This is a genomic window from Brevundimonas sp. Leaf168 (genome assembly GCF_001423685.1).
GTDB lineage: Bacteria > Pseudomonadota > Alphaproteobacteria > Caulobacterales > Caulobacteraceae > Brevundimonas > Brevundimonas vesicularis_C.
Window position 1 is genome coordinate 212,053 of the sequence record NZ_LMOY01000007.1, and the last position, 16,499, is coordinate 228,551.

Below are 16,499 nucleotides of genomic sequence, written 5' to 3' on the forward strand. Positions count from 1 at the left end.
TTTCTTACCGACCAGACGGGCAAAAGCCCGCGAACCTCAGGGACGAAACCGATGAACGTGCTGGGCAGCCCCGATCCCGATTTCATGCGTGAAGAAGAGATCACCCTCTTCTCCGACAGCGTCGGCAAATGGATCGACGAACACGCGCCGCTCGAGAAGGTCCAGCAATGGATCGCCGACTCCTCGGTGCCGCGTCAGCTGTGGAACGACGCCGGCGAGGCGGGTCTGCTGGGCCTGTCGCTGCCGGAAGAGGACGGCGGCTTCGGCGGCGACTATCGGCACGAGGTCGTCTTGATGCGTCAGCTAGGCTGGAAGGGCGCGGACCACTTCGGCATTTCGCTGCACAATGCGATCGTCATGCCCTACATCTGGCATTACGGCACCGAGGAGCAGAAGCAGCGCTGGCTGCCGCGCCTGCAATCGGGCGAACTGGTCGGCGCCATCGCCATGACCGAGCCCGGCGCCGGCTCGGACCTGCAAGGCGTCAAGACCACGGCGGTCAAGTCGGGCAACGGCTATGTCGTCAACGGATCCAAGACCTTCATCACCAACGGCCAGCTGGCCAACTTCCTGATCGTGGTCGCCAAGACCGATCCGGCCGAGGGCGCCAAGGGCACCTCGCTGATCGTGGTCGAGACCGATGGCGCGGAAGGGTTCGAGCGTGGTCGCAATCTGCACAAGATCGGCATGGAGGCCAACGACACCTCCGAGCTGTTCTTCAACGACGTGAAGGTCCCCGGCGACAACATCATCGGCGGGACGGAAGGCCAGGGCTTCGTTCAGCTGATGCAGCAACTGCCCCAGGAGCGCCTGAACATCGCCGTCCAGGGCGTCGCCGCAGCCGAGCGCGGCCTTGAGGCGACGCTGGCCTACGTCAAGGAGCGCAAGGCGTTCGGCAAACGCGTCATCGACTTCCAGAATACCCAGTTCAAACTGGCCGAGGTCAAGACCAAGCTGACCGTCGCCAAGGTCTTCACCGACCACTGCATCGGCCTGCATCTGCAGGGTAAACTCGACGCCGCCACCGCCTCCATGGCCAAATACTGGGTCACAGACATCCAGGGCGAGACCATCGACGAGATGCTCCAGCTCCACGGCGGCTATGGCTATATGAACGAATATCCGATCGCCCAGCTTTACAAGGACGCCCGCGTCCAGCGCATCTACGGCGGCACGAACGAGATCATGAAACTGCTGATCGCGCGGACGCTCTGACAGCCCGCTTGCCCAAATGTACAGGATTCTGTACATTTGGGCCATGAATGCGATGTCCGTCACCGAACTCCGCAAGAACCTCGCCGCGGCCATCGACCGGGTGACGGCGGATCATGACTACACGATCATCACGCGCGAGGGCGGTAAGCCGGCGGCGGTGCTGATGTCGTTGGAGGACTTCGCCTCCTGGCAGGAGACGGAGTATCTACTGCGCAGCCCGGCGAACGCCGCGCGGCTGCGTGAGGCGATCGCCGAACTCGATGCGGGCGGCGGTCAGGTTCGCGAACTTATCGAAGAATGAAGCTGACCTTCCAGACCTACGGGTGGGAGGATTACCTTCACTGGCAAGACCATGATCGAAAGATGCTGCGAAAGCTCAATCGGCTGATCATGGAATGCCAGCGGACGCCTTTTTCCGGGACTGGAAAGCCAGAACCGTTGAAGGGCGATTTTGCGGGATGGTGGTCGCGACGCATCGACCAGGAACATCGGCTCGTCTATCGCGTGACGGACGATGCGCTTTTGATCGCCCAATGCCGCTATCACTACGACCGATGATCCGCCTTTACGTCACATCGCCGCTTGCCGCCGCCGCCCCCGTCGCGCCCACGCTGGACCAGTCCCGCTATTTGACCCAGGTCATGCGGCTGAAGGCCGGGGACGATCTGCTGGTGTTCAACGGGCGCGACGGGGAGTGGCGCTGTACGGTCGCGGAAGTGCTGAAGAAGGGCGTGATCCTGCGCGCCGAGGAACAGGTGCGACCCCAGACCTTCGGTCCCGACCTGGAACTGATCGTGGCGGTGGTGAAGAAGGCGCGCGTCGAGACCATTGTGGAGAAGGCCGCCGAGCTGGGCGCGCGCCGGGTGCGGCTGGTTCTGACAAAACGCACCAACGCCGACCGCATCCGCCTGGACCGGCTGGACGCCATCGCCGAGGAAGCCGCCGAACAGACCGGGCGGATGGACGTGCCCGCCGTCGATGATCCGATCAAGCTGGACGCCCTACTGGATGGCTGGGAGACCGGACGCCGGCTGATGTTCTGCGACGAGACCGGCGGCGCGCCGGCGATATCGGCGCTGGCGGCGGCAGGCGCGGGTGCCCAAGAGCAAAAATGGTCCATCCTGATCGGTCCGGAGGGCGGGTTCTCGCCGGAAGAGGGCGAGCGGCTGCGGTCCCTGCCCTTCACCACCGCCGTGTCGCTGGGCCCGCGCATCCTGCGCGCCGACACCGCCGCCATCGCCGCCATGACCCTGTGGCAGGCGGCCGTCGGTGATTGGGAACGATAAGTCCGCCCCTCAGGCACGAGCCGACGCGCGACGAGCGTCAGGGAAAGACGAAAGCCCTCTTGAGCCTTGCCGCAATCTTGCCCATCTAGCCGCGACACACGGTCGCTTACGATGCGCCCGCAGGGGACTGACGCATGACCGACAACGCGCCGCTGACCCGGACCGACCTCATTGAGGCCATGTCCAAGGGGATCAAGCCCAAGGACCAGTGGCGCATCGGCGCCGAGCACGAGAAGTTCGGCTTCGACAAGACTACCCTGGCCCGCCCCGCCTATGACGGCCCGAACGGCATCAAGGCCATGCTGGAGGGGCTGCAACGCTTCGGCTGGTCGCCCGTCGAGGAAAACGGCTTTCTGATCGGACTGGAGCGCAGGAACAGCGAAGGCTTCGTCGCCTCCGTCAGCCTGGAGCCGGGCGGTCAGTTCGAACTGTCGGGCGCGCCGCTTCTGACCATCCACGACATCTGCAACGAGACAGGCCAGCACCTGATGGAGGTCAAGCAGGTCGCCGACCAGATCGGCGTCGGCTTCCTGGGCGCCGGCTTCGACCCGCTGTGGACGCGCGAACAGGTGCCGGTCATGCCCAAGGGCCGCTACGACATCATGCGCGCCTATATGCCCAAGGTCGGCACCCTGGGCCTGGACATGATGCTGCGCACCTGCACCATCCAGGCGAACCTAGACTTCGATTCCGAAGCCGACATGGTGATGAAGTTCCGCACCTCCTTGGCGCTGCAACCCATCGCCACCGCCCTGTTCGCCTGCTCACCCTTCACCGAGGGACGGCCTAACGGGTTCCTGTCGGCCCGCGCCAACGTCTGGACCGACACCGACGCCGACCGCACCGGCATGCTGGGCTTCGTGTTCGAGGAGGGGTTCGGCTTCGAGCGCTACGCCGACTATGCGCTAGACACGCCGATGTATTTCGCCAAGCGCGACGGCCATTATGTCGACGCCTCGGGCCAGTCGTTCCGCGATTTCCAGGCCGGCAAACTGCCCGCCCTGCCTGGCGAGTATCCGACCCTCAAGGACTGGAACGACCACCTGACCACCCTCTTCCCCGAGGTGCGGCTGAAGGCCTATCTGGAGATGCGCGGAGCCGACGGCGGGCCGTGGAGCCGAATCTGCGCCCTGCCCGCCCTGTGGGCCGGGGTTCTGTACGACGCGCCGTCGCTGGCCGCCGCCTGGGACTTGGTCAAGGATTGGGACATCGCCGACCACGAGCGCCTGCGCCGCGACGTGACGCGCCTGGGTCTGAAGGCCGAGGTGGCGGGCCGATCGGTGCGCGACATCGCCGTCGATCTGGTGAACATCGCCAAACAGGGGCTGAAGAACCGCGCCAAATTTTCGGGCGGCATGGTGGACGAGCGCGGCTATCTGTCGGAACTGGAAGACATCGCCGACAGCGGGATCACGCCGGCTGAGCGCCTGTTGGACCTGTATCACGGCGCCTGGCAGGGCGACGTGAAGCGCATCTACGCCGACTTCGCCTATTAGGGGACGGTGTAGTCCGAGCAGTCGGGCAGCGGGCTGTCCGGTTTGTATTCGCCGGCCTTGGCGTCGAAGGTGAACCGACGGATAAAGCTACATTCTGGATCGCGCGCGGCGATCAGGTCGGCAGGCTTCAGCGGCGGCTTCTCCAGCGAATCTTCGGATCGCGAGGCGCCGCGCGGATAGGCCGTCGCCGTCGTCTCATAGGTCAGGACCGGCATTGCATCCGCCGCGTCGCTCGCGGTCAGGGTTGCAGCGAAACTGTATTCGTCGTGACAGGCGCCGGCGCGCTGGGTCATGTCCTCCTCGCTGAAACAGGCGCGGATCATCAGCGAACCCTGGATCGGCACGGTCAGCACAGGCGCGGCGCCGGCCTCGCCGTCCGCATCCAGCCGATAGAGCCGCAACTCCGTCGCCTGCCCGCCGCCGCCGGAATAGATGCTGCGGCTCTCCATCTCGACCCCGGCCAGAAACCCGCCGTCCGCCAGCCGGATCAGGCCAGCCCAAGGCTTGTAATTTTCCACCTCGCCCGACGCCTCTCGCGGCGCGGCCGGCAAGGCGTCAGGCGCTCGGACGACCGGGGTGAAGACCGGCTCGCCGTCTCGCGTCTGCTGCGTCAGACCGACGCACTGAGCCCCGTCGTCCGTGCAGGCTCGATCCTCGGCCAGGGTCAGGGGTTCAATTCCGTCCCCTGATAGCGGGGATTGGAGCATGGCGATCGCGGCGAGAAGCAAGATCATGAGTTGTTACTAACCGACACGGCGCACGACGCCATGGGCTCTTTTCGATCCTTTGCAAAGGCGAGCTTAACCGATGCGCCGTAACATGGGTCTCAGTTCGAGAGAGTGCGCAATGACCTGTTCGCCCGTTGCGGCCCTGGCCTTCCCCACAGCCGATGTGGATCTGGACACCTTCTTCGATGTGTCGCTGGATCTGCTGGTGGTGCGCGAGCTGGATGGGCGCGTGGTCAAGGCCAGCGCCTCCTGGTTCACCATGCTGGGCTATCGCCCCGACGAGATCGAGGGTCAGGGCCTGCTGCGCCTGATCCACCCGGACGACCACGCCGCCACCCGCCGGAGCATCGTCGAGGTCGAAAACCGGCGGCCGGGCGATCCAGTCCTGGGTCAGGTCAACCGCTATCGCCACAAGGCTGGTCATTACGTCACCGTCGAATGGCGCGCCCATCGTCAGGGCGACCGCATCTATGGCATCGCCCGCGACGTGACCGAAAAGGTCGCGGCAGAGCTGGCCCTGCGCGAAGCGACCGCCGCCGCCGAGGCCGCCAATGCCGCGAAGTCCGAGTTCTTGGCCAATATGAGCCACGAGATCCGCACGCCCTTGAACGGCGTGATCGGGATCGTCGACGCCCTGTCGCGCACCGAGTTGACGCCCGAGCAGGCTGAGATGGTGGCCCTTATCGCAAGCTCCGGCGTAACGCTGGAACGGCTGGTGTCCGACATTCTGGATGTGTCCAAGATCGAGGCCGGGCATCTGGACCTGGAAAGCCGGCTCTTCGATCTGGACGAGGCCGTCGCCGCCCCGCTGGACGTCATGCGTTTGAAGGCCGAAGCCAAGGGACTGACTTTCGACATCCGCCGCGACGCCGATGCGCGCGGCATGTTCGTCGGCGACAGCACCCGCATCCGTCAGGTGCTCGACAATCTGCTGTCCAACGCCATCAAGTTCACCCATCAGGGCTCGGTCGGCGTCGCCATTGCGGTGGACGAGGACTCCGACGGCCTGACCCAGTTGACGCTGCGGGTTGAGGATACGGGCGTCGGCTTCTCTTCCGACCACGCGGCCCGTCTGTTCGATCGGTTCAGCCAGGCCGACAGTACCATCACGCGTCGGTTCGGCGGCACGGGACTGGGCCTGTCGATCTGTCGTTCGCTGGTCGAACTGATGGGCGGGCGGATTGCCGCCGCCTCCACGCCGGGCGTCGGCAGCTGGTTCACCGTCGAGATCCCGCTGACGCGCGCCGCCTCACCGACCGAACACGATGCGCAACGACGCGCGCGTGCGGCCGAGGCCGACCGCGCTCTGTCGCCGCTGCGCGTGCTGCTGGCCGAGGATCACCCTGTCAACCAGCGGGTCGTGCAGTTGATCCTGGCGGCGCACGCCATGCAGGTCGTCACCGTCGCGGATGGCGAACAGGCCCTGGCCGCCTTCCAGTCCGAGACCTTCGACCTGATCCTGATGGACATGCAGATGCCGGGCATGGACGGCCTGACCGCCACCCGCGTCATTCGTCAGGTCGAGGCCGCCCGTCCCGATCAGGACCGTACGCCGATCATCATGCTGAGCGCCAACGCCATGAGCGAGCACCGCGACCAGGCGCGCGACGCCGGCGCCGACCTGCACGTCCCCAAACCCATCACCGCCGCCAGCCTGCTGGCCGGCATCCAGGCGGCGACTGCGCCCTGATCCGATGTTGACAAAGTTTGCCATGCGCCCATTCTCCTTGAGAGGAGGCCGACCATGGCGACGATGAACATTTCCCTGCCCGATCCCATGAAGGCCTGGGTCGAGGAACAGGCGAAATCCGGGCGCTACGCCAACACGTCGGACGTGGTGCGCGACCTGATCCGCCGCGAGCAGGTCAAGGCCGAGAAGATCGCCAACATGCAGCGCCTGATCGATGAAGGCCGGGCCAGCGGGATCAGCGAGATGACCATGGCGGATATTCGCGCCGAGGCCCTGTTACGCATCGCCGCGCGACGCAAAGCAGGATGAGCGGCTATCGGTTGTCGAAGGAGGCGAGCGAGGATCTCGTCGCCATCTACATCCAGGGTCACGACCAGTTCGGTCCGGGACAGGCCGATCGCTATCAGGACGAACTGAACGCCTTGTTTCAGCGGTTGGCGGCTTCTCCCGGCATAGCTCGACTGCGTTTGGAATACGATCCGCCCGTGCGAGCGTTCGCCTTCAAGGCCCATGTGATAATCTATGATCAGGAACCGGACGGCGTCCTCATCTTGCGGGTTCGTCATGGACACGAGGATTGGAAAGGCGATCCTCACGGCAGCGACGAACGGAGCGAACCATGACCCATTCCATCCATGTTGGCATCGGCGGCTGGACGTTTGAGCCGTGGCGCGGGGTCTTTTACCCCGAAGGGTTGGTTCAGAAGCGCGAGTTGGAATATGCGGCGTCGAAACTAACCTCGATCGAGATCAACGGCACCTATTATTCGACCTTTAAGCCCGACAGCTGGCGCAAATGGCGCGACGAGACGCCGGACGGCTTCGTCTTTTCGGTCAAGGCCAGCCGCTATTGCACCAATCGCAAGGTGCTGTCCGAAGGCGCCGACAGCTTCGACAAGTTCCTGAGCCAGGGCCTGACCGAGCTGGGCGAAAAGCTGGGCCCGATCAATTGGCAGTTTATGGGGACCAAGAAGTTCGATGCCGAAGACTTCGAGGGGTTCCTGAAGCTGTTACCCAAGGAGAAGGACGGAGTGCGGCTGCGGCACGCGCTGGAGGTTCGCAACCCGACCTTCGCCACCGAACAATTCTATGAACTGGCCCGCAAATTCGGCGCGGCCATCGTCTATGCGGTAGATGATGAGGAGCCGACCTGGCCCCAGATCGACGAGGCGACCGCCGATTTCAGCTACGCGCGGCTTATGTCCAGCCGCGAGGACGAGCCGACCGGCATGACGGCGGCCGAGCTGGAGGCGGTGGCGGATCAGGCGAAAGCCTGGGCTAAGCGCGGCGAGGTCTTCGCCTATTTCATCTCGGGCGCGAAGGTGCGGAACCCTGCGGCGGCTCAGGCGCTGATCGCCAAGCTGAAATAGCGGTCCGTACGCTTGCGGACCCGCAGCCGTCCCCACATCTGAGGCCGGCTCAATGCAAAGCCTGAAGGACTATTCCCATGCCGATCGCCACACGCGCCTTCGCCGCGACCGCCGCCGACAAGCCGCTGACGCCCTACAGCTTCGAGCGTCGTGATCCGGGCCCGGACGATGTGCTGATCGATATCAAATACTGCGGCGTCTGCCACTCTGACCTTCACGCCGCGCGCGGCGAGACGGGCGGCACGGCCTTCCCCTTGGTGCCGGGTCACGAGATCGCGGGCGTGGTCAAGGCGGTCGGAACGAACGTCACCCGCTTCAAGGAAGGCGACCGCGTCGGCGTCGGCTGCATGGTCGACAGCTGCCGTGAATGCGCCTCCTGCCAGGAAGGCGTCGAACAATATTGCATCCCCGGCTTCACCGGCACCTACGGCGGCAAGGACAAGAAGGGCGGCACGTCGGAAGCCATCACCCAGGGCGGCTATTCCGACCACATCACCGTCGATCAGCATTTCGTCCTGTCCATCCCCGACAGCCTGGCGCTGGACGTCGCCGCCCCCCTGCTGTGCGCCGGCATCACCACCTATTCGCCGCTGAAGGAGTGGGGCGTGGGGCCTGGCTCCAAGGTCGCGGTCATCGGCCTGGGCGGTCTGGGCCATATGGCCGTCAAGCTGGCGGCGGCCATGGGGGCGGAAGTCACCGTGCTGTCCACCTCGGACCGCAAGAAGGCCGACGCCGAGCGGATGGGCGCCAAACACTTCCTGATCAACTCCGACAAGGATGCGATGAAGGCGGCGGCCGAGAAGTTCGACCTGATCATCAACACCGTCTCGGCCACGCACGAGATCGCCAGCCACGTCCAGCTTCTGGCCCGCGACGGCACCATGATCATGCTGGGCCTGACGACCGAGGGCCTGCCGGTCTTCGCCCTGCCGCTGCTGTGGCGTCGTCGCCGCATCGCCGGCTCGCTGATCGGCGGCATTCGCGAAACGCAGGAGATGCTGGACTTCTGCGCCGAGCACGGCATCGCCTGCGACATCGAGACCATCGCCCCGGACCAGATCAACGACGCCTATGAGCGGATGCTGAAATCCGACGTCCGCTATCGCTTCGTCATCGATATGGAAAAGCTGGCCGCCTGATCGCCGGGACGAAGATCAACGAAACGCGACGGAGGCATGAAACTTCCGTCGCGTCAGATTCTCGCCTTGCGCGCTAGCGCTCGCACGTTAATCCTGAACCGCGACAAGGCCTTCTGAAGGGTCTGCACAGGGACAGGAGACGATATGGCGCGCGTAGCTTTCGTGACGGGCGGGACCCGGGGCATCGGCAAGGCGATCGTTCAGCGCCTGCATGAGGACGGCTTCAAGGTCGCCGCCGGCTATTCCGGCAACGACGAGGCGGCCAAGGCCATTGCGGATTCGCTGGACGTCATGGTGGTCAAGGGCAACGTCGGCAGCTTCGACGACTGCGCCCGCGCGGTGAAGGAGGTCGAGGACCAACTCGGCCCCATCGACATCCTGGTCAACAACGCCGGCATCACCCGCGACGGCTTCTTCCACAAGATGAGCCACGACCAGTGGTCCGACGTCATCCGCGTCAACATGGACAGCGTCTTCAACATGACGCGCCAGGTCATCAACGGCATGCGCGACCGAGGCCACGGGCGCATCGTCAACATTTCCTCGATCAACGGTCAGAAGGGTCAGATCGGCCAGACCAATTATTCCGCCGCCAAGGCCGGGATGATCGGCTTCACCAAGGCGCTGGCTCTGGAGAATGCGCGCAAGGGCGTGACCGTGAACTGCATCGCGCCCGGCTATATCGACACCGAAATGGTCGGCGCCATGGACCCCAAGGTGCTGGAAGGCATCATCAGCCACATCCCCGTCGGCCGCCTGGGCAAGGGCGAAGAGATCGCCGACATGGTGTCCTGGCTGGTGGGCGAGCGTGCCGGATATGTCACAGGCTGCACACTGTCGCTGAACGGCGGTCAGTACCTGGTGGGTTGAGGCGGGCTTCGCCCAAAATCCGCCGCGCGCGGGTTTCATCAAGTCTGTCATGAAGTTGTTGGGATCGGTCAGGGCGAAAAAATCGCCACGCGTGACCGTGATGGCGGTCGCCGCCATCGCGGTCATTGGCGTGGGCGTCGTCGCGCCTGTGGTCGTCCCGTCCGAAAGCCAGGCCCAGTCGCGTCGGACCGTGCCGCCGACCGCCCGCTACGTCAGCAGCAGCGGCCAAGGGTTCATTCTGGACACCTCCGGATCGCGGCCTCTGATGCGGCTGGAACGCTCGACCGAGGTCTGGGTCTTGCGGCCCACGCCCGCGCCGCGCGGCGACATCATCTATCGCAACGACAATGGCGATCAGGTGCTGCGCGTCACGCCCGACGGCGCGATCACCCTTTACACGACCACCGCTCCGCAAGGCTCGCCCGCCTCGCGCGTCGGCGAGGCGCAGGGCTTGGCCAGCGCGGCCATGACCGGCGCCCAGCTGGTCGACTATTTCATGCGCCAGAGCTACCGCGCCAGCCAGGCGATGGGCCGGCTGATCGTCATCGACGTGGACATTCAGCCCGGCTCGGAACAGGTCGCCGCCGACACCGTCTCGGCCGCCAGCGACGCCATCGTGCGCATGGCGCGGTCCTCCAACCTGCGCGCCCAGGTCGAGCGGGTGCGCCGCGTCGTCGTGTCGGATCAGGGACGTCCCGGGGTCAGCCTGGTCCAGGGCACGCTGCGGATCGTCATCGACGCCGACGCCGGCATCGCCGGCCGCCCGTCTTCGGCCCGGATCGTGCGGGTCGTGGGCGGGGACGCCCTGAACCGCTAGCCCTGGAAGCTGTCCTTGGCCGCCCGGCGCGCGGCGAACTGATCCGCATCCGTCGCGGTCAGGAACGGATTGAACCGCTTCTCCAGCCCCAGCGTCGTCGGCACGGTCGGTTCGCCCCGCGCGCGCGCCGCGAAGATCGCCTCGGCATGGGCGGCGGTCTCTGGCCGGTCATCCAAGCTCAGGGTGAAGCGGGCGTTCGACGCCGTATATTCGTGCGCGCACCAGATCACGGTCTGGTCGGGCCAGGCCTTCAGCCGCTGCAGGCTCTCGAACATCTGCTCGGGCGTGCCCTCGAACAACCGGCCGCAGCCCAGGGCGAACAGGGTGTCGCCAGTAAAGGCCAGATCGTCCGCCGGCGCATGAAACACCACATGGCCGAGGGTGTGGCCGGGCGTTTCCGTCACCTCGAACCGCGTCTCGCCCACCATCACCAGATCGCCGTCAGCGACCACGCGGTCCAGTGGGGCGACCTTGCGCACCTCTTCCGGCCCGACGATTTCGCAAGCCCAGTCGGCCTTCAGCCGCGCATTGCCCTCGGTGTGATCGGGGTGCCAGTGGGTGTTCAGGATCAGGTCCAGCCGCCCCCAGCCCAGGCCTTCCAGCTCCTCAAGAATGCGCGCTGCATCCGGCGTATCGACCGCCGCGACCACACCCGTCGCGGCGTCGCGGATCAGGAAGCCGTAGTTGTCGGCGCGGCAGGGAAACAGATGCACATCCAGGGTCATGCGCCCATCCTAGCAGCAGGGCCGCCGACAGGCCTATAGTGGGGCCATGCGGCGCAGCATCGACGAGCTTCGAACCTTCTACGGCGAGCCGACCGGGGCGCTGGCGCGACGGCTGGTGGCGCGGCGGCTGGACGACGCCTGGGGCGAGGCGGCCGACTGCGACGTGCTGGGCGTCGGATATGCGACGCCGTGGCTGGACGCCTTCGTCGGCGCCCGGCGCGTGGTCGCGGCCATGCCGGGCGGCCAGGGGGTCGAGCACTGGCCGACGGTGGGGCGCAACCGCACCCTGCTGGTGGATGATCGCCGCCTGCCCTTCCCCGCCGGATCGTTCGACCGCATCCTGCTGGTCCACGCCCTGGAAGAGGCCGACGATCCCGCCGCCTTGCTGATGGAAGCGGTGCGCGCGCTGTCGCCGACCGGACGCATCATCCTGGCGGCGGCGGCGCGCGGCGGCCTGTGGGCGCGGGCGGACAACACCCCCTTTGGTCATGGCCGACCCTTCACCCGGCGCCAGTTGGAACGGCTGGTGCGCGATGTCGGGCTGGAGCCGATGGCCTGGTCCCAGACGCTTTATGTACCGCCTTGGGGACCGATGCTGCCGCTGGCCGAAGGGTTTGAACAGGTCGGGCGTCGGGTGTTTCCCGGAACCGCCGGGCTGATCCTGCTGGAGGCCTCGCGCCACAGCTACGCCCGCATCCGGCCCAGCGGCCATGCCCAGCGCGTCGCCGCCCCGGTCTTGGCGCCCCAGCCGGCCGCCTCCGTCTCTTCGCGGGGCGAACATCGCGACTGACGGGGAGTTGACCGCCGCCCCATCTGGCGGGGCGGGCGAAACCGCCTTATGGCGAAGGCCATGCACCGACTGATCCTGATGCGGCACGCCCAGGCCGAAGCTTCCGCCCCCTCCGGCGGCGACGAGGCCCGCCCCCTGTCCGTCGCCGGTCGCGCCGAGGCTCTGCTGATGGGGCGCGCCCTGGCCGAGCGGGGCCTGAAGCCGGACCTGGCGCTGGTTTCCACCGCCGCGCGCACCCGCCAGACCTGGGAGCAGATGTACGACGCGTTCGGCGATGTGGAAGTCCGCGACGAGGACGCCCTTCACAACGCCCCCTCCGACGTAATCCGCCGCTTCGTCGAGGCCAGCGAGGACGAGGCCGGCTGCCTGCTGATCCTGGCCCACAATCCGGGCGTCCATGTCCTGGCCGCCGAATATCTGATCGAAAGCGCCGCCTCGCCGGCCGTGGTGGATAAGCTGTCGGCCGGCTTCCCGACCGGCGCCGCCGCCCTGTTCAGCGTCGATGTCGCGGGGCGCTGCACCTACGAAGGCTTCCTGACGCCGCGGTCGCTAGGCGCGCCATCCGCATGACAGACGTCGCCTACAAGATCATCGACGCCGCCGAATGGCGCGCCGCCGTCGCCGAGGGCCGATACGACGGCGCGCCGGTCGATCTGGCCGACGGCTACATCCACATGTCGACAGCGGCGCAACTGGCCGAAACTGCACGGCGGCATTTCGCCGGGCGCGGCGACCTGCTGCTGCTGACCGTCGATCTCAGCGGGTTCGGCGACGACCTGATCTGGGAGCCGTCGCGCGGCGGCGATCTGTTCCCGCATCTCTACGCCCCCCTGCCCGTCGGAGCCGTCACGGCCTCGCGCGCCTTCTCGGTCACGGCCGACGGCGAGATGGCGTTCGAGGACGACGCATGAGCCTGACTGATCTCGGCGCAGCCCTGCTGCGTCGGCTGGACCCGGAACAGGCGCACCAAATGGCGATCAAGGGGCTGGCGCTCGCCCCCCTGCCCGCTCCGCCCGCCGACGATCCAATCCTGAGAACACGGCTGGCGGGGCTGGACCTGCCCAATCCGGTCGGTCTGGCGGCGGGTCTGGACAAGAACGGCGAGGCCCTGCGCGGCCTGTCGCGCCTCGGCTTCGGCTTCGTCGAGTGCGGCTCGGTCACGCCCCGGCCCCAGCCCGGCAATCCCAAGCCGCGCCTGTTCCGCCTCAGCGAGGACCGGGCGATCATCAACCGGATGGGGTTCAACAACGCCGGGCTCGACGCCTTCGCCGAGCGGCTGGACCAGCGCCCGACGGGCGTCGTCGTCGGCGCAAATCTGGGGGCCAACAAGGACACCGAGGACAAGGCGGCTGACTATGTCGCCGGTCTGCAACGCCTCGCCGGCCGCTCCGCCTACTTCACCGTCAACATCTCCTCGCCCAATACGCCGGGCCTGCGCGCGCTTCAGGGTCGCGAACAGTTGGACGACCTGTTGGCCCGCATCGACGCCGCCCGACCCACAATCGGCCCCGACCGCGTGCCGGTCTTTCTGAAGATCGCGCCCGACCTGATCGCCGACGAGATCGGCATGATCGTCGAGGCGTCGCTGGCCCACCGGATCGACGGCCTGATCGTGTCCAATACCACGCTGGAGCGGCCCGAGACCCTGCACTCACCGGACGCCCACGAGACCGGCGGCCTGTCCGGCACGCCCATCCGTCCCTTTGCGGAAAAGGCCCTGCGCGCGGCGGCCGAGGCGGCGAGCGGCCGGCTGCCTCTGATCGCCGTCGGCGGCATCGACAGCGGCGCCGAGGCCTATGCCCGCATCCGCCTGGGCGCTTCGGCTGTCCAGATCTATTCCGCGCTGATCTACGAGGGTCCCGGCCTGGTCGCCCGCATCAAGCGTGACTTGGCCGCCCGCCTGCGCGCCGACGGCTTTTCCACAGCAGCCGAGGCGGTGGGCGCGCCCCGTTGACGGAGCGTTAGTGTCGATCGGTCTAGGGTGATCGATGCGAGCGATCTGCGTTCGTCATTCGAGAGCCTGAATGAAATCGACCGCCGTCGATATCGCCGAAAGCAGCTGGACCGCCGCCGTTCGCCAACGCTCGGGCGCCGCGGTGCAACGGGTCGTGGCGGCGGCGGCTGTCGCCCTGGTCGTGACCCCGATGGTCGGGGTGCGTTTCACCCTCGGCTGGGTCGTGCTGTATATGGCGGTCCAGGCCATGGAGGTAGTCGTCTATCGACCGATCCTGAAAAGTCCCGACGAGCTTTCCACGGGCCGCAAGCTGGCGATCCTGGCCGTCGTCTTCGCCAATTCGACGGTCTTCTCCTCGCTTTCCCTGGTTCTCTGGTGGATCGGCGGCGCGTTTGGCGGCGTCTGTGCGGTCCTGATGCTGACCGCGGTCATGCTGACGGCGATCGTGAACGCCACCCGATGCCAGGCTGTGATGATCGCCGGCCTCACGCCCCAAGTCGGCTTCCTGCTGGCGACCCCCTTCTTTGTCTATGCGCTGCACGCCCCCGGCCCGCTGGTCATGTCGGCCGCAGCGGCCGTGGTGCTGTTCACCTTCTATGTCGCCATCACCGGTCAGCGCATGGTCGAGGCCAGCGTCACCGTCATTCGCGCCCATGCCCTGGCTGAGGAATCCCGCCTCAGGGCCGAGCGCAGCCTGGCCGACCACACCACCTTCCTGGCCGCCATCGGTCATGACCTGCGCACCCCGATCGGCGCGATCCTGGCGGGCGCCGCAGAGCTGCGTACGCCCGACGCCCAGTCGCGCAACAGCGCCAATCTGATCACCGACGCCGGCCTCATGATGAAGGCCCTGCTGGACGACTTACTCGACCACACCCGGATCGGCGCCGGGCGGATGACGGTCGAGGCCAAGGATTTCGACCTGCGGCAAATGCTGGCCCAGACCCTGATGCTGTGGCGCGGCGTCGCCGACGCCAAAGGGCTGAAGCTGCGCATCGAGGGCGCCTCGGCCATGCCGCGCCACGTCAAGGGCGACGTCATGCGCATCCGTCAGGTGCTGAACAACCTGATGTCCAACGCCATGAAGTTCACCGAGCAGGGCCAGATCACCCTGCGCGTCCAGGCCTGGCCCGAGGAGCCGTCTGGCTACGCCCTGCTGTTCGAGATCGTAGACACGGGTCCGGGCATGACGACCGATCAGCTGGCCCGCCTGTTCACCCCGTTCGATCAGACCGCCGACGGCGTCTCCGCCCGCTATGGCGGCTCGGGCCTGGGGCTGGCGATCAGCCGCAATCTGATCGACCTGATGGGCGGCCGACTGACGGTCCGCAGCGCGCCGGGTCAGGGCTCGCGCTTCACCGTCTCCCTGATCCTGCCGCGCGGCGACGAGGCGACGCAGATCGTCGAGGTTGTCGATGAAAGCCGTCTGGACATCGCCCGCTCGCTGACGCCCTCGGTCGCGCTCGCGGCCCAGCCCGCGTCCGTCGCCCCTTCGCCCGCGCCTGAGCCCGAGCCGGTCGCTGCGACACCTGCGACCGCCGACGAGGCCGAAGATCAGCCGCTGCGCCTGCTGGTCGTTGACGATCACGACATCAACCGCCGCGCGGTGCAGCTGATCCTTCAGCCGCTGGGCTGCGAGATCACGACCGCTGCCGACGGCATGATCGCGCTGGAGCGCTGTCAGGAGGCGGTGTTCGACGTCATCTTCATGGATGTCCGGATGCCCGAGCTGGACGGGAGAGAGACGACGCGTCGCCTGCGCGCCGGCGGCGGACCCAACGCCGCCACCCCGGTCGTCGCCGTCACCGCCGACACCGCGCCCGAGGACGTCGCGGCCTGTCAGGCGGCCGGCATGGCCTATTTCGTCTCCAAGCCCCTGACGCCGCCCGCCCTGATCGGCGCCTTGCAGCACGTCCTGAACGACACCGCCGCTCAGGCCGCGACCGAGGCCGCCTGACCCCGAACGGTCGCGATCAGGCGCGCAGGGAAATCGGCCTGTCGCATCTCGCATTCCCAGACGACGACCACGCGCCAACCAGACGCCTCCAGCGCCGTCACGGCGGCGGCGTCGCGCATGCGGTTTCGGCTGATCTTGGCGATCCAGTAATCAGCGTTGGTCTTGGGCTGACGCGCGCCGCGCGGGCAATCATGGCCGTGCCAAAAGCAGCCGTGGACGAACAGGGCGACCTTGCGGCCCTTCATCACCACATCCGGGCGGCCCGGCAGAGCCATGCCGCCCAGCCGATAGCCGATCCCGGCCGCACGCAGGATCCTGCGCACGGCCAGTTCGGGCGACGTATCCCGCCCCTTCACGCGACGCATCACGGCGCTGCGCTTCTCCGGGCTGAACACATCCGTCATCATGATTTGTCGATCCAGGCTATCGCTTCGCTACTTGAGCCTGGATCGACGGACTTGAA

The 16,499-nt window shown here is 66.8% G+C and carries 20 protein-coding genes; 17 read left to right on the top strand and 3 right to left on the bottom strand.

Annotation, left to right across the window (positions count from 1 at the left end; all coding sequences use genetic code 11):
- Positions 1 to 51: 51 nt before the first annotated feature.
- From ASF81_RS05870 to ASF81_RS05890, 5 genes are all read left to right on the top strand, one after another.
- A complete protein-coding gene (locus ASF81_RS05870) occupies positions 52 to 1,215 on the top strand; it encodes an acyl-CoA dehydrogenase family protein (RefSeq protein WP_055806174.1) in 1,164 nt (387 codons plus the stop codon).
- 52 nt (positions 1,216 to 1,267) lie between these two features.
- Positions 1,268 to 1,516, top strand: a complete 249-nt coding sequence (locus ASF81_RS05875) for a type II toxin-antitoxin system Phd/YefM family antitoxin (protein WP_235559251.1) — start codon at positions 1,268 to 1,270, stop codon at positions 1,514 to 1,516.
- Positions 1,513 to 1,773, top strand: a complete 261-nt coding sequence (locus tag ASF81_RS05880; RefSeq protein WP_039244790.1) for a Txe/YoeB family addiction module toxin — start codon at positions 1,513 to 1,515, stop codon at positions 1,771 to 1,773. The genes ASF81_RS05875 and ASF81_RS05880 overlap by 4 nt, the downstream gene beginning before the upstream one ends.
- Positions 1,770 to 2,501, top strand: a complete 732-nt coding sequence (locus ASF81_RS05885; protein ID WP_055806179.1) for a 16S rRNA (uracil(1498)-N(3))-methyltransferase — start codon at positions 1,770 to 1,772, stop codon at positions 2,499 to 2,501. The genes ASF81_RS05880 and ASF81_RS05885 overlap by 4 nt, the downstream gene beginning before the upstream one ends.
- A 134-nt stretch (positions 2,502 to 2,635) precedes the next feature.
- Positions 2,636 to 3,997, top strand: a complete 1,362-nt coding sequence (locus ASF81_RS05890; protein ID WP_055806183.1) for a glutamate--cysteine ligase — start codon at positions 2,636 to 2,638, stop codon at positions 3,995 to 3,997.
- Here the strand turns inward: ASF81_RS05890 and ASF81_RS05895 are convergent.
- Complete coding sequence (locus tag ASF81_RS05895) at positions 3,994 to 4,731, bottom strand: hypothetical protein (RefSeq protein WP_055806185.1); 738 nt, start codon at positions 4,729 to 4,731, stop codon at positions 3,994 to 3,996. The two genes, ASF81_RS05890 and ASF81_RS05895, sit on opposite strands and share 4 nt — an antisense overlap.
- A gap of 112 nt (positions 4,732 to 4,843) precedes the next feature.
- On the opposite strand from ASF81_RS05895, the gene ASF81_RS05900 reads away from it, so the two are divergent.
- From ASF81_RS05900 to ASF81_RS05930, 7 genes are all read left to right on the top strand, one after another.
- A complete protein-coding gene (locus tag ASF81_RS05900; RefSeq protein ID WP_055806188.1) occupies positions 4,844 to 6,415 on the top strand; it encodes an ATP-binding protein in 1,572 nt (523 codons plus the stop codon).
- 54 nt (positions 6,416 to 6,469) lie between these two features.
- Complete coding sequence (locus ASF81_RS05905; protein ID WP_055806191.1) at positions 6,470 to 6,724, top strand: type II toxin-antitoxin system ParD family antitoxin; 255 nt, start codon at positions 6,470 to 6,472, stop codon at positions 6,722 to 6,724.
- Positions 6,721 to 7,038 carry a type II toxin-antitoxin system RelE/ParE family toxin gene (locus ASF81_RS05910; protein WP_055806195.1) on the top strand — a complete coding sequence of 106 codons (318 nt, stop codon included), beginning with the start codon at positions 6,721 to 6,723 and terminating at the stop codon, positions 7,036 to 7,038. The genes ASF81_RS05905 and ASF81_RS05910 overlap by 4 nt, the downstream gene beginning before the upstream one ends.
- Positions 7,035 to 7,784, top strand: a complete 750-nt coding sequence (locus tag ASF81_RS05915) for a DUF72 domain-containing protein (protein ID WP_055806199.1) — start codon at positions 7,035 to 7,037, stop codon at positions 7,782 to 7,784. The genes ASF81_RS05910 and ASF81_RS05915 overlap by 4 nt, the downstream gene beginning before the upstream one ends.
- A gap of 77 nt (positions 7,785 to 7,861) precedes the next feature.
- On the top strand, positions 7,862 to 8,923 hold the full coding sequence (locus ASF81_RS05920) for an NAD(P)-dependent alcohol dehydrogenase (protein ID WP_055806202.1): 1,062 nt from the start codon (positions 7,862 to 7,864) through the stop codon (positions 8,921 to 8,923).
- Positions 8,924 to 9,067: 144 nt separating this feature from the next.
- Positions 9,068 to 9,793, top strand: a complete 726-nt coding sequence (gene phbB, locus ASF81_RS05925) for an acetoacetyl-CoA reductase (protein WP_055806205.1) — start codon at positions 9,068 to 9,070, stop codon at positions 9,791 to 9,793.
- 100 nt (positions 9,794 to 9,893) lie between these two features.
- Positions 9,894 to 10,610 carry a DUF4908 domain-containing protein gene (locus tag ASF81_RS05930; protein ID WP_235559262.1) on the top strand — a complete coding sequence of 239 codons (717 nt, stop codon included), beginning with the start codon at positions 9,894 to 9,896 and terminating at the stop codon, positions 10,608 to 10,610.
- Here the strand turns inward: ASF81_RS05930 and gloB are convergent.
- Complete coding sequence (gene gloB / locus ASF81_RS05935) at positions 10,607 to 11,335, bottom strand: hydroxyacylglutathione hydrolase (protein WP_055806211.1); 729 nt, start codon at positions 11,333 to 11,335, stop codon at positions 10,607 to 10,609. The two genes, ASF81_RS05930 and gloB, sit on opposite strands and share 4 nt — an antisense overlap.
- A gap of 46 nt (positions 11,336 to 11,381) precedes the next feature.
- Here gloB and ASF81_RS05940 point away from each other — a divergent pair, with 46 nt between their 5' ends.
- The 5 genes from ASF81_RS05940 to ASF81_RS05960 all read left to right on the top strand — a co-directional run bounded on the left by ASF81_RS05940 (position 11,382) and on the right by ASF81_RS05960 (position 16,036).
- Positions 11,382 to 12,125 carry a class I SAM-dependent methyltransferase gene (locus tag ASF81_RS05940; RefSeq protein ID WP_055806214.1) on the top strand — a complete coding sequence of 248 codons (744 nt, stop codon included), beginning with the start codon at positions 11,382 to 11,384 and terminating at the stop codon, positions 12,123 to 12,125.
- Positions 12,126 to 12,185: 60 nt separating this feature from the next.
- Positions 12,186 to 12,695 (top strand): histidine phosphatase family protein, encoded by a 510-nt coding sequence (locus tag ASF81_RS05945; protein ID WP_055806953.1) that lies wholly within the window; start codon positions 12,186 to 12,188, stop codon positions 12,693 to 12,695.
- The gene (locus ASF81_RS05950; protein WP_055806217.1) at positions 12,692 to 13,036 is read left to right on the top strand and encodes a DUF952 domain-containing protein; all 345 of its coding nucleotides are present in this window, start codon (positions 12,692 to 12,694) and stop codon (positions 13,034 to 13,036) included. The genes ASF81_RS05945 and ASF81_RS05950 overlap by 4 nt, the downstream gene beginning before the upstream one ends.
- Positions 13,033 to 14,079 carry a quinone-dependent dihydroorotate dehydrogenase gene (locus tag ASF81_RS05955; RefSeq protein WP_055806222.1) on the top strand — a complete coding sequence of 349 codons (1,047 nt, stop codon included), beginning with the start codon at positions 13,033 to 13,035 and terminating at the stop codon, positions 14,077 to 14,079. Before ASF81_RS05950 ends, ASF81_RS05955 begins: the two co-directional genes overlap by 4 nt.
- Before the next feature lie 70 nt (positions 14,080 to 14,149).
- On the top strand, positions 14,150 to 16,036 hold the full coding sequence (locus ASF81_RS05960) for an ATP-binding protein (RefSeq protein ID WP_055806225.1): 1,887 nt from the start codon (positions 14,150 to 14,152) through the stop codon (positions 16,034 to 16,036).
- Here ASF81_RS05960 and ASF81_RS05965 read toward each other — a convergent pair.
- A complete protein-coding gene (locus ASF81_RS05965; RefSeq protein WP_055806957.1) occupies positions 16,012 to 16,440 on the bottom strand; it encodes a very short patch repair endonuclease in 429 nt (142 codons plus the stop codon). The two genes, ASF81_RS05960 and ASF81_RS05965, sit on opposite strands and share 25 nt — an antisense overlap.
- Between the last annotated feature and the right edge of the window lie 59 nt (positions 16,441 to 16,499).

Bases quoted from the DNA above. Each gene is read 5' to 3' on its own strand.
- ASF81_RS05870 (WP_055806174.1), top strand. From the start codon at position 52: ATGAACGTGCTGGGCAGCCCCGATCCCGATTTCATGCGTGAAGAAGAG.
- ASF81_RS05920 (WP_055806202.1), top strand. From the start codon at position 7,862: ATGCCGATCGCCACACGCGCCTTCGCCGCGACCGCCGCCGACAAGCCG.
- ASF81_RS05875 (WP_235559251.1), top strand. From the start codon at position 1,268: ATGTCCGTCACCGAACTCCGCAAGAACCTCGCCGCGGCCATCGACCGG.
- ASF81_RS05880 (WP_039244790.1), top strand. From the start codon at position 1,513: ATGAAGCTGACCTTCCAGACCTACGGGTGGGAGGATTACCTTCACTGG.
- phbB (WP_055806205.1), top strand. From the start codon at position 9,068: ATGGCGCGCGTAGCTTTCGTGACGGGCGGGACCCGGGGCATCGGCAAG.
- ASF81_RS05940 (WP_055806214.1), top strand. From the start codon at position 11,382: ATGCGGCGCAGCATCGACGAGCTTCGAACCTTCTACGGCGAGCCGACC.
- ASF81_RS05955 (WP_055806222.1), top strand. From the start codon at position 13,033: ATGAGCCTGACTGATCTCGGCGCAGCCCTGCTGCGTCGGCTGGACCCG.
- gloB (WP_055806211.1), bottom strand. From the start codon at position 11,335: ATGACCCTGGATGTGCATCTGTTTCCCTGCCGCGCCGACAACTACGGC.
- ASF81_RS05945 (WP_055806953.1), top strand. From the start codon at position 12,186: ATGCACCGACTGATCCTGATGCGGCACGCCCAGGCCGAAGCTTCCGCC.
- ASF81_RS05915 (WP_055806199.1), top strand. From the start codon at position 7,035: ATGACCCATTCCATCCATGTTGGCATCGGCGGCTGGACGTTTGAGCCG.
- ASF81_RS05960 (WP_055806225.1), top strand. From the start codon at position 14,150: ATGAAATCGACCGCCGTCGATATCGCCGAAAGCAGCTGGACCGCCGCC.
- ASF81_RS05895 (WP_055806185.1), bottom strand. From the start codon at position 4,731: ATGATCTTGCTTCTCGCCGCGATCGCCATGCTCCAATCCCCGCTATCA.
- ASF81_RS05965 (WP_055806957.1), bottom strand. From the start codon at position 16,440: ATGACGGATGTGTTCAGCCCGGAGAAGCGCAGCGCCGTGATGCGTCGC.
- ASF81_RS05910 (WP_055806195.1), top strand. From the start codon at position 6,721: ATGAGCGGCTATCGGTTGTCGAAGGAGGCGAGCGAGGATCTCGTCGCC.
- ASF81_RS05885 (WP_055806179.1), top strand. From the start codon at position 1,770: ATGATCCGCCTTTACGTCACATCGCCGCTTGCCGCCGCCGCCCCCGTC.
- ASF81_RS05905 (WP_055806191.1), top strand. From the start codon at position 6,470: ATGGCGACGATGAACATTTCCCTGCCCGATCCCATGAAGGCCTGGGTC.
- ASF81_RS05930 (WP_235559262.1), top strand. From the start codon at position 9,894: ATGGCGGTCGCCGCCATCGCGGTCATTGGCGTGGGCGTCGTCGCGCCT.
- ASF81_RS05890 (WP_055806183.1), top strand. From the start codon at position 2,636: ATGACCGACAACGCGCCGCTGACCCGGACCGACCTCATTGAGGCCATG.
- ASF81_RS05950 (WP_055806217.1), top strand. From the start codon at position 12,692: ATGACAGACGTCGCCTACAAGATCATCGACGCCGCCGAATGGCGCGCC.
- ASF81_RS05900 (WP_055806188.1), top strand. From the start codon at position 4,844: ATGACCTGTTCGCCCGTTGCGGCCCTGGCCTTCCCCACAGCCGATGTG.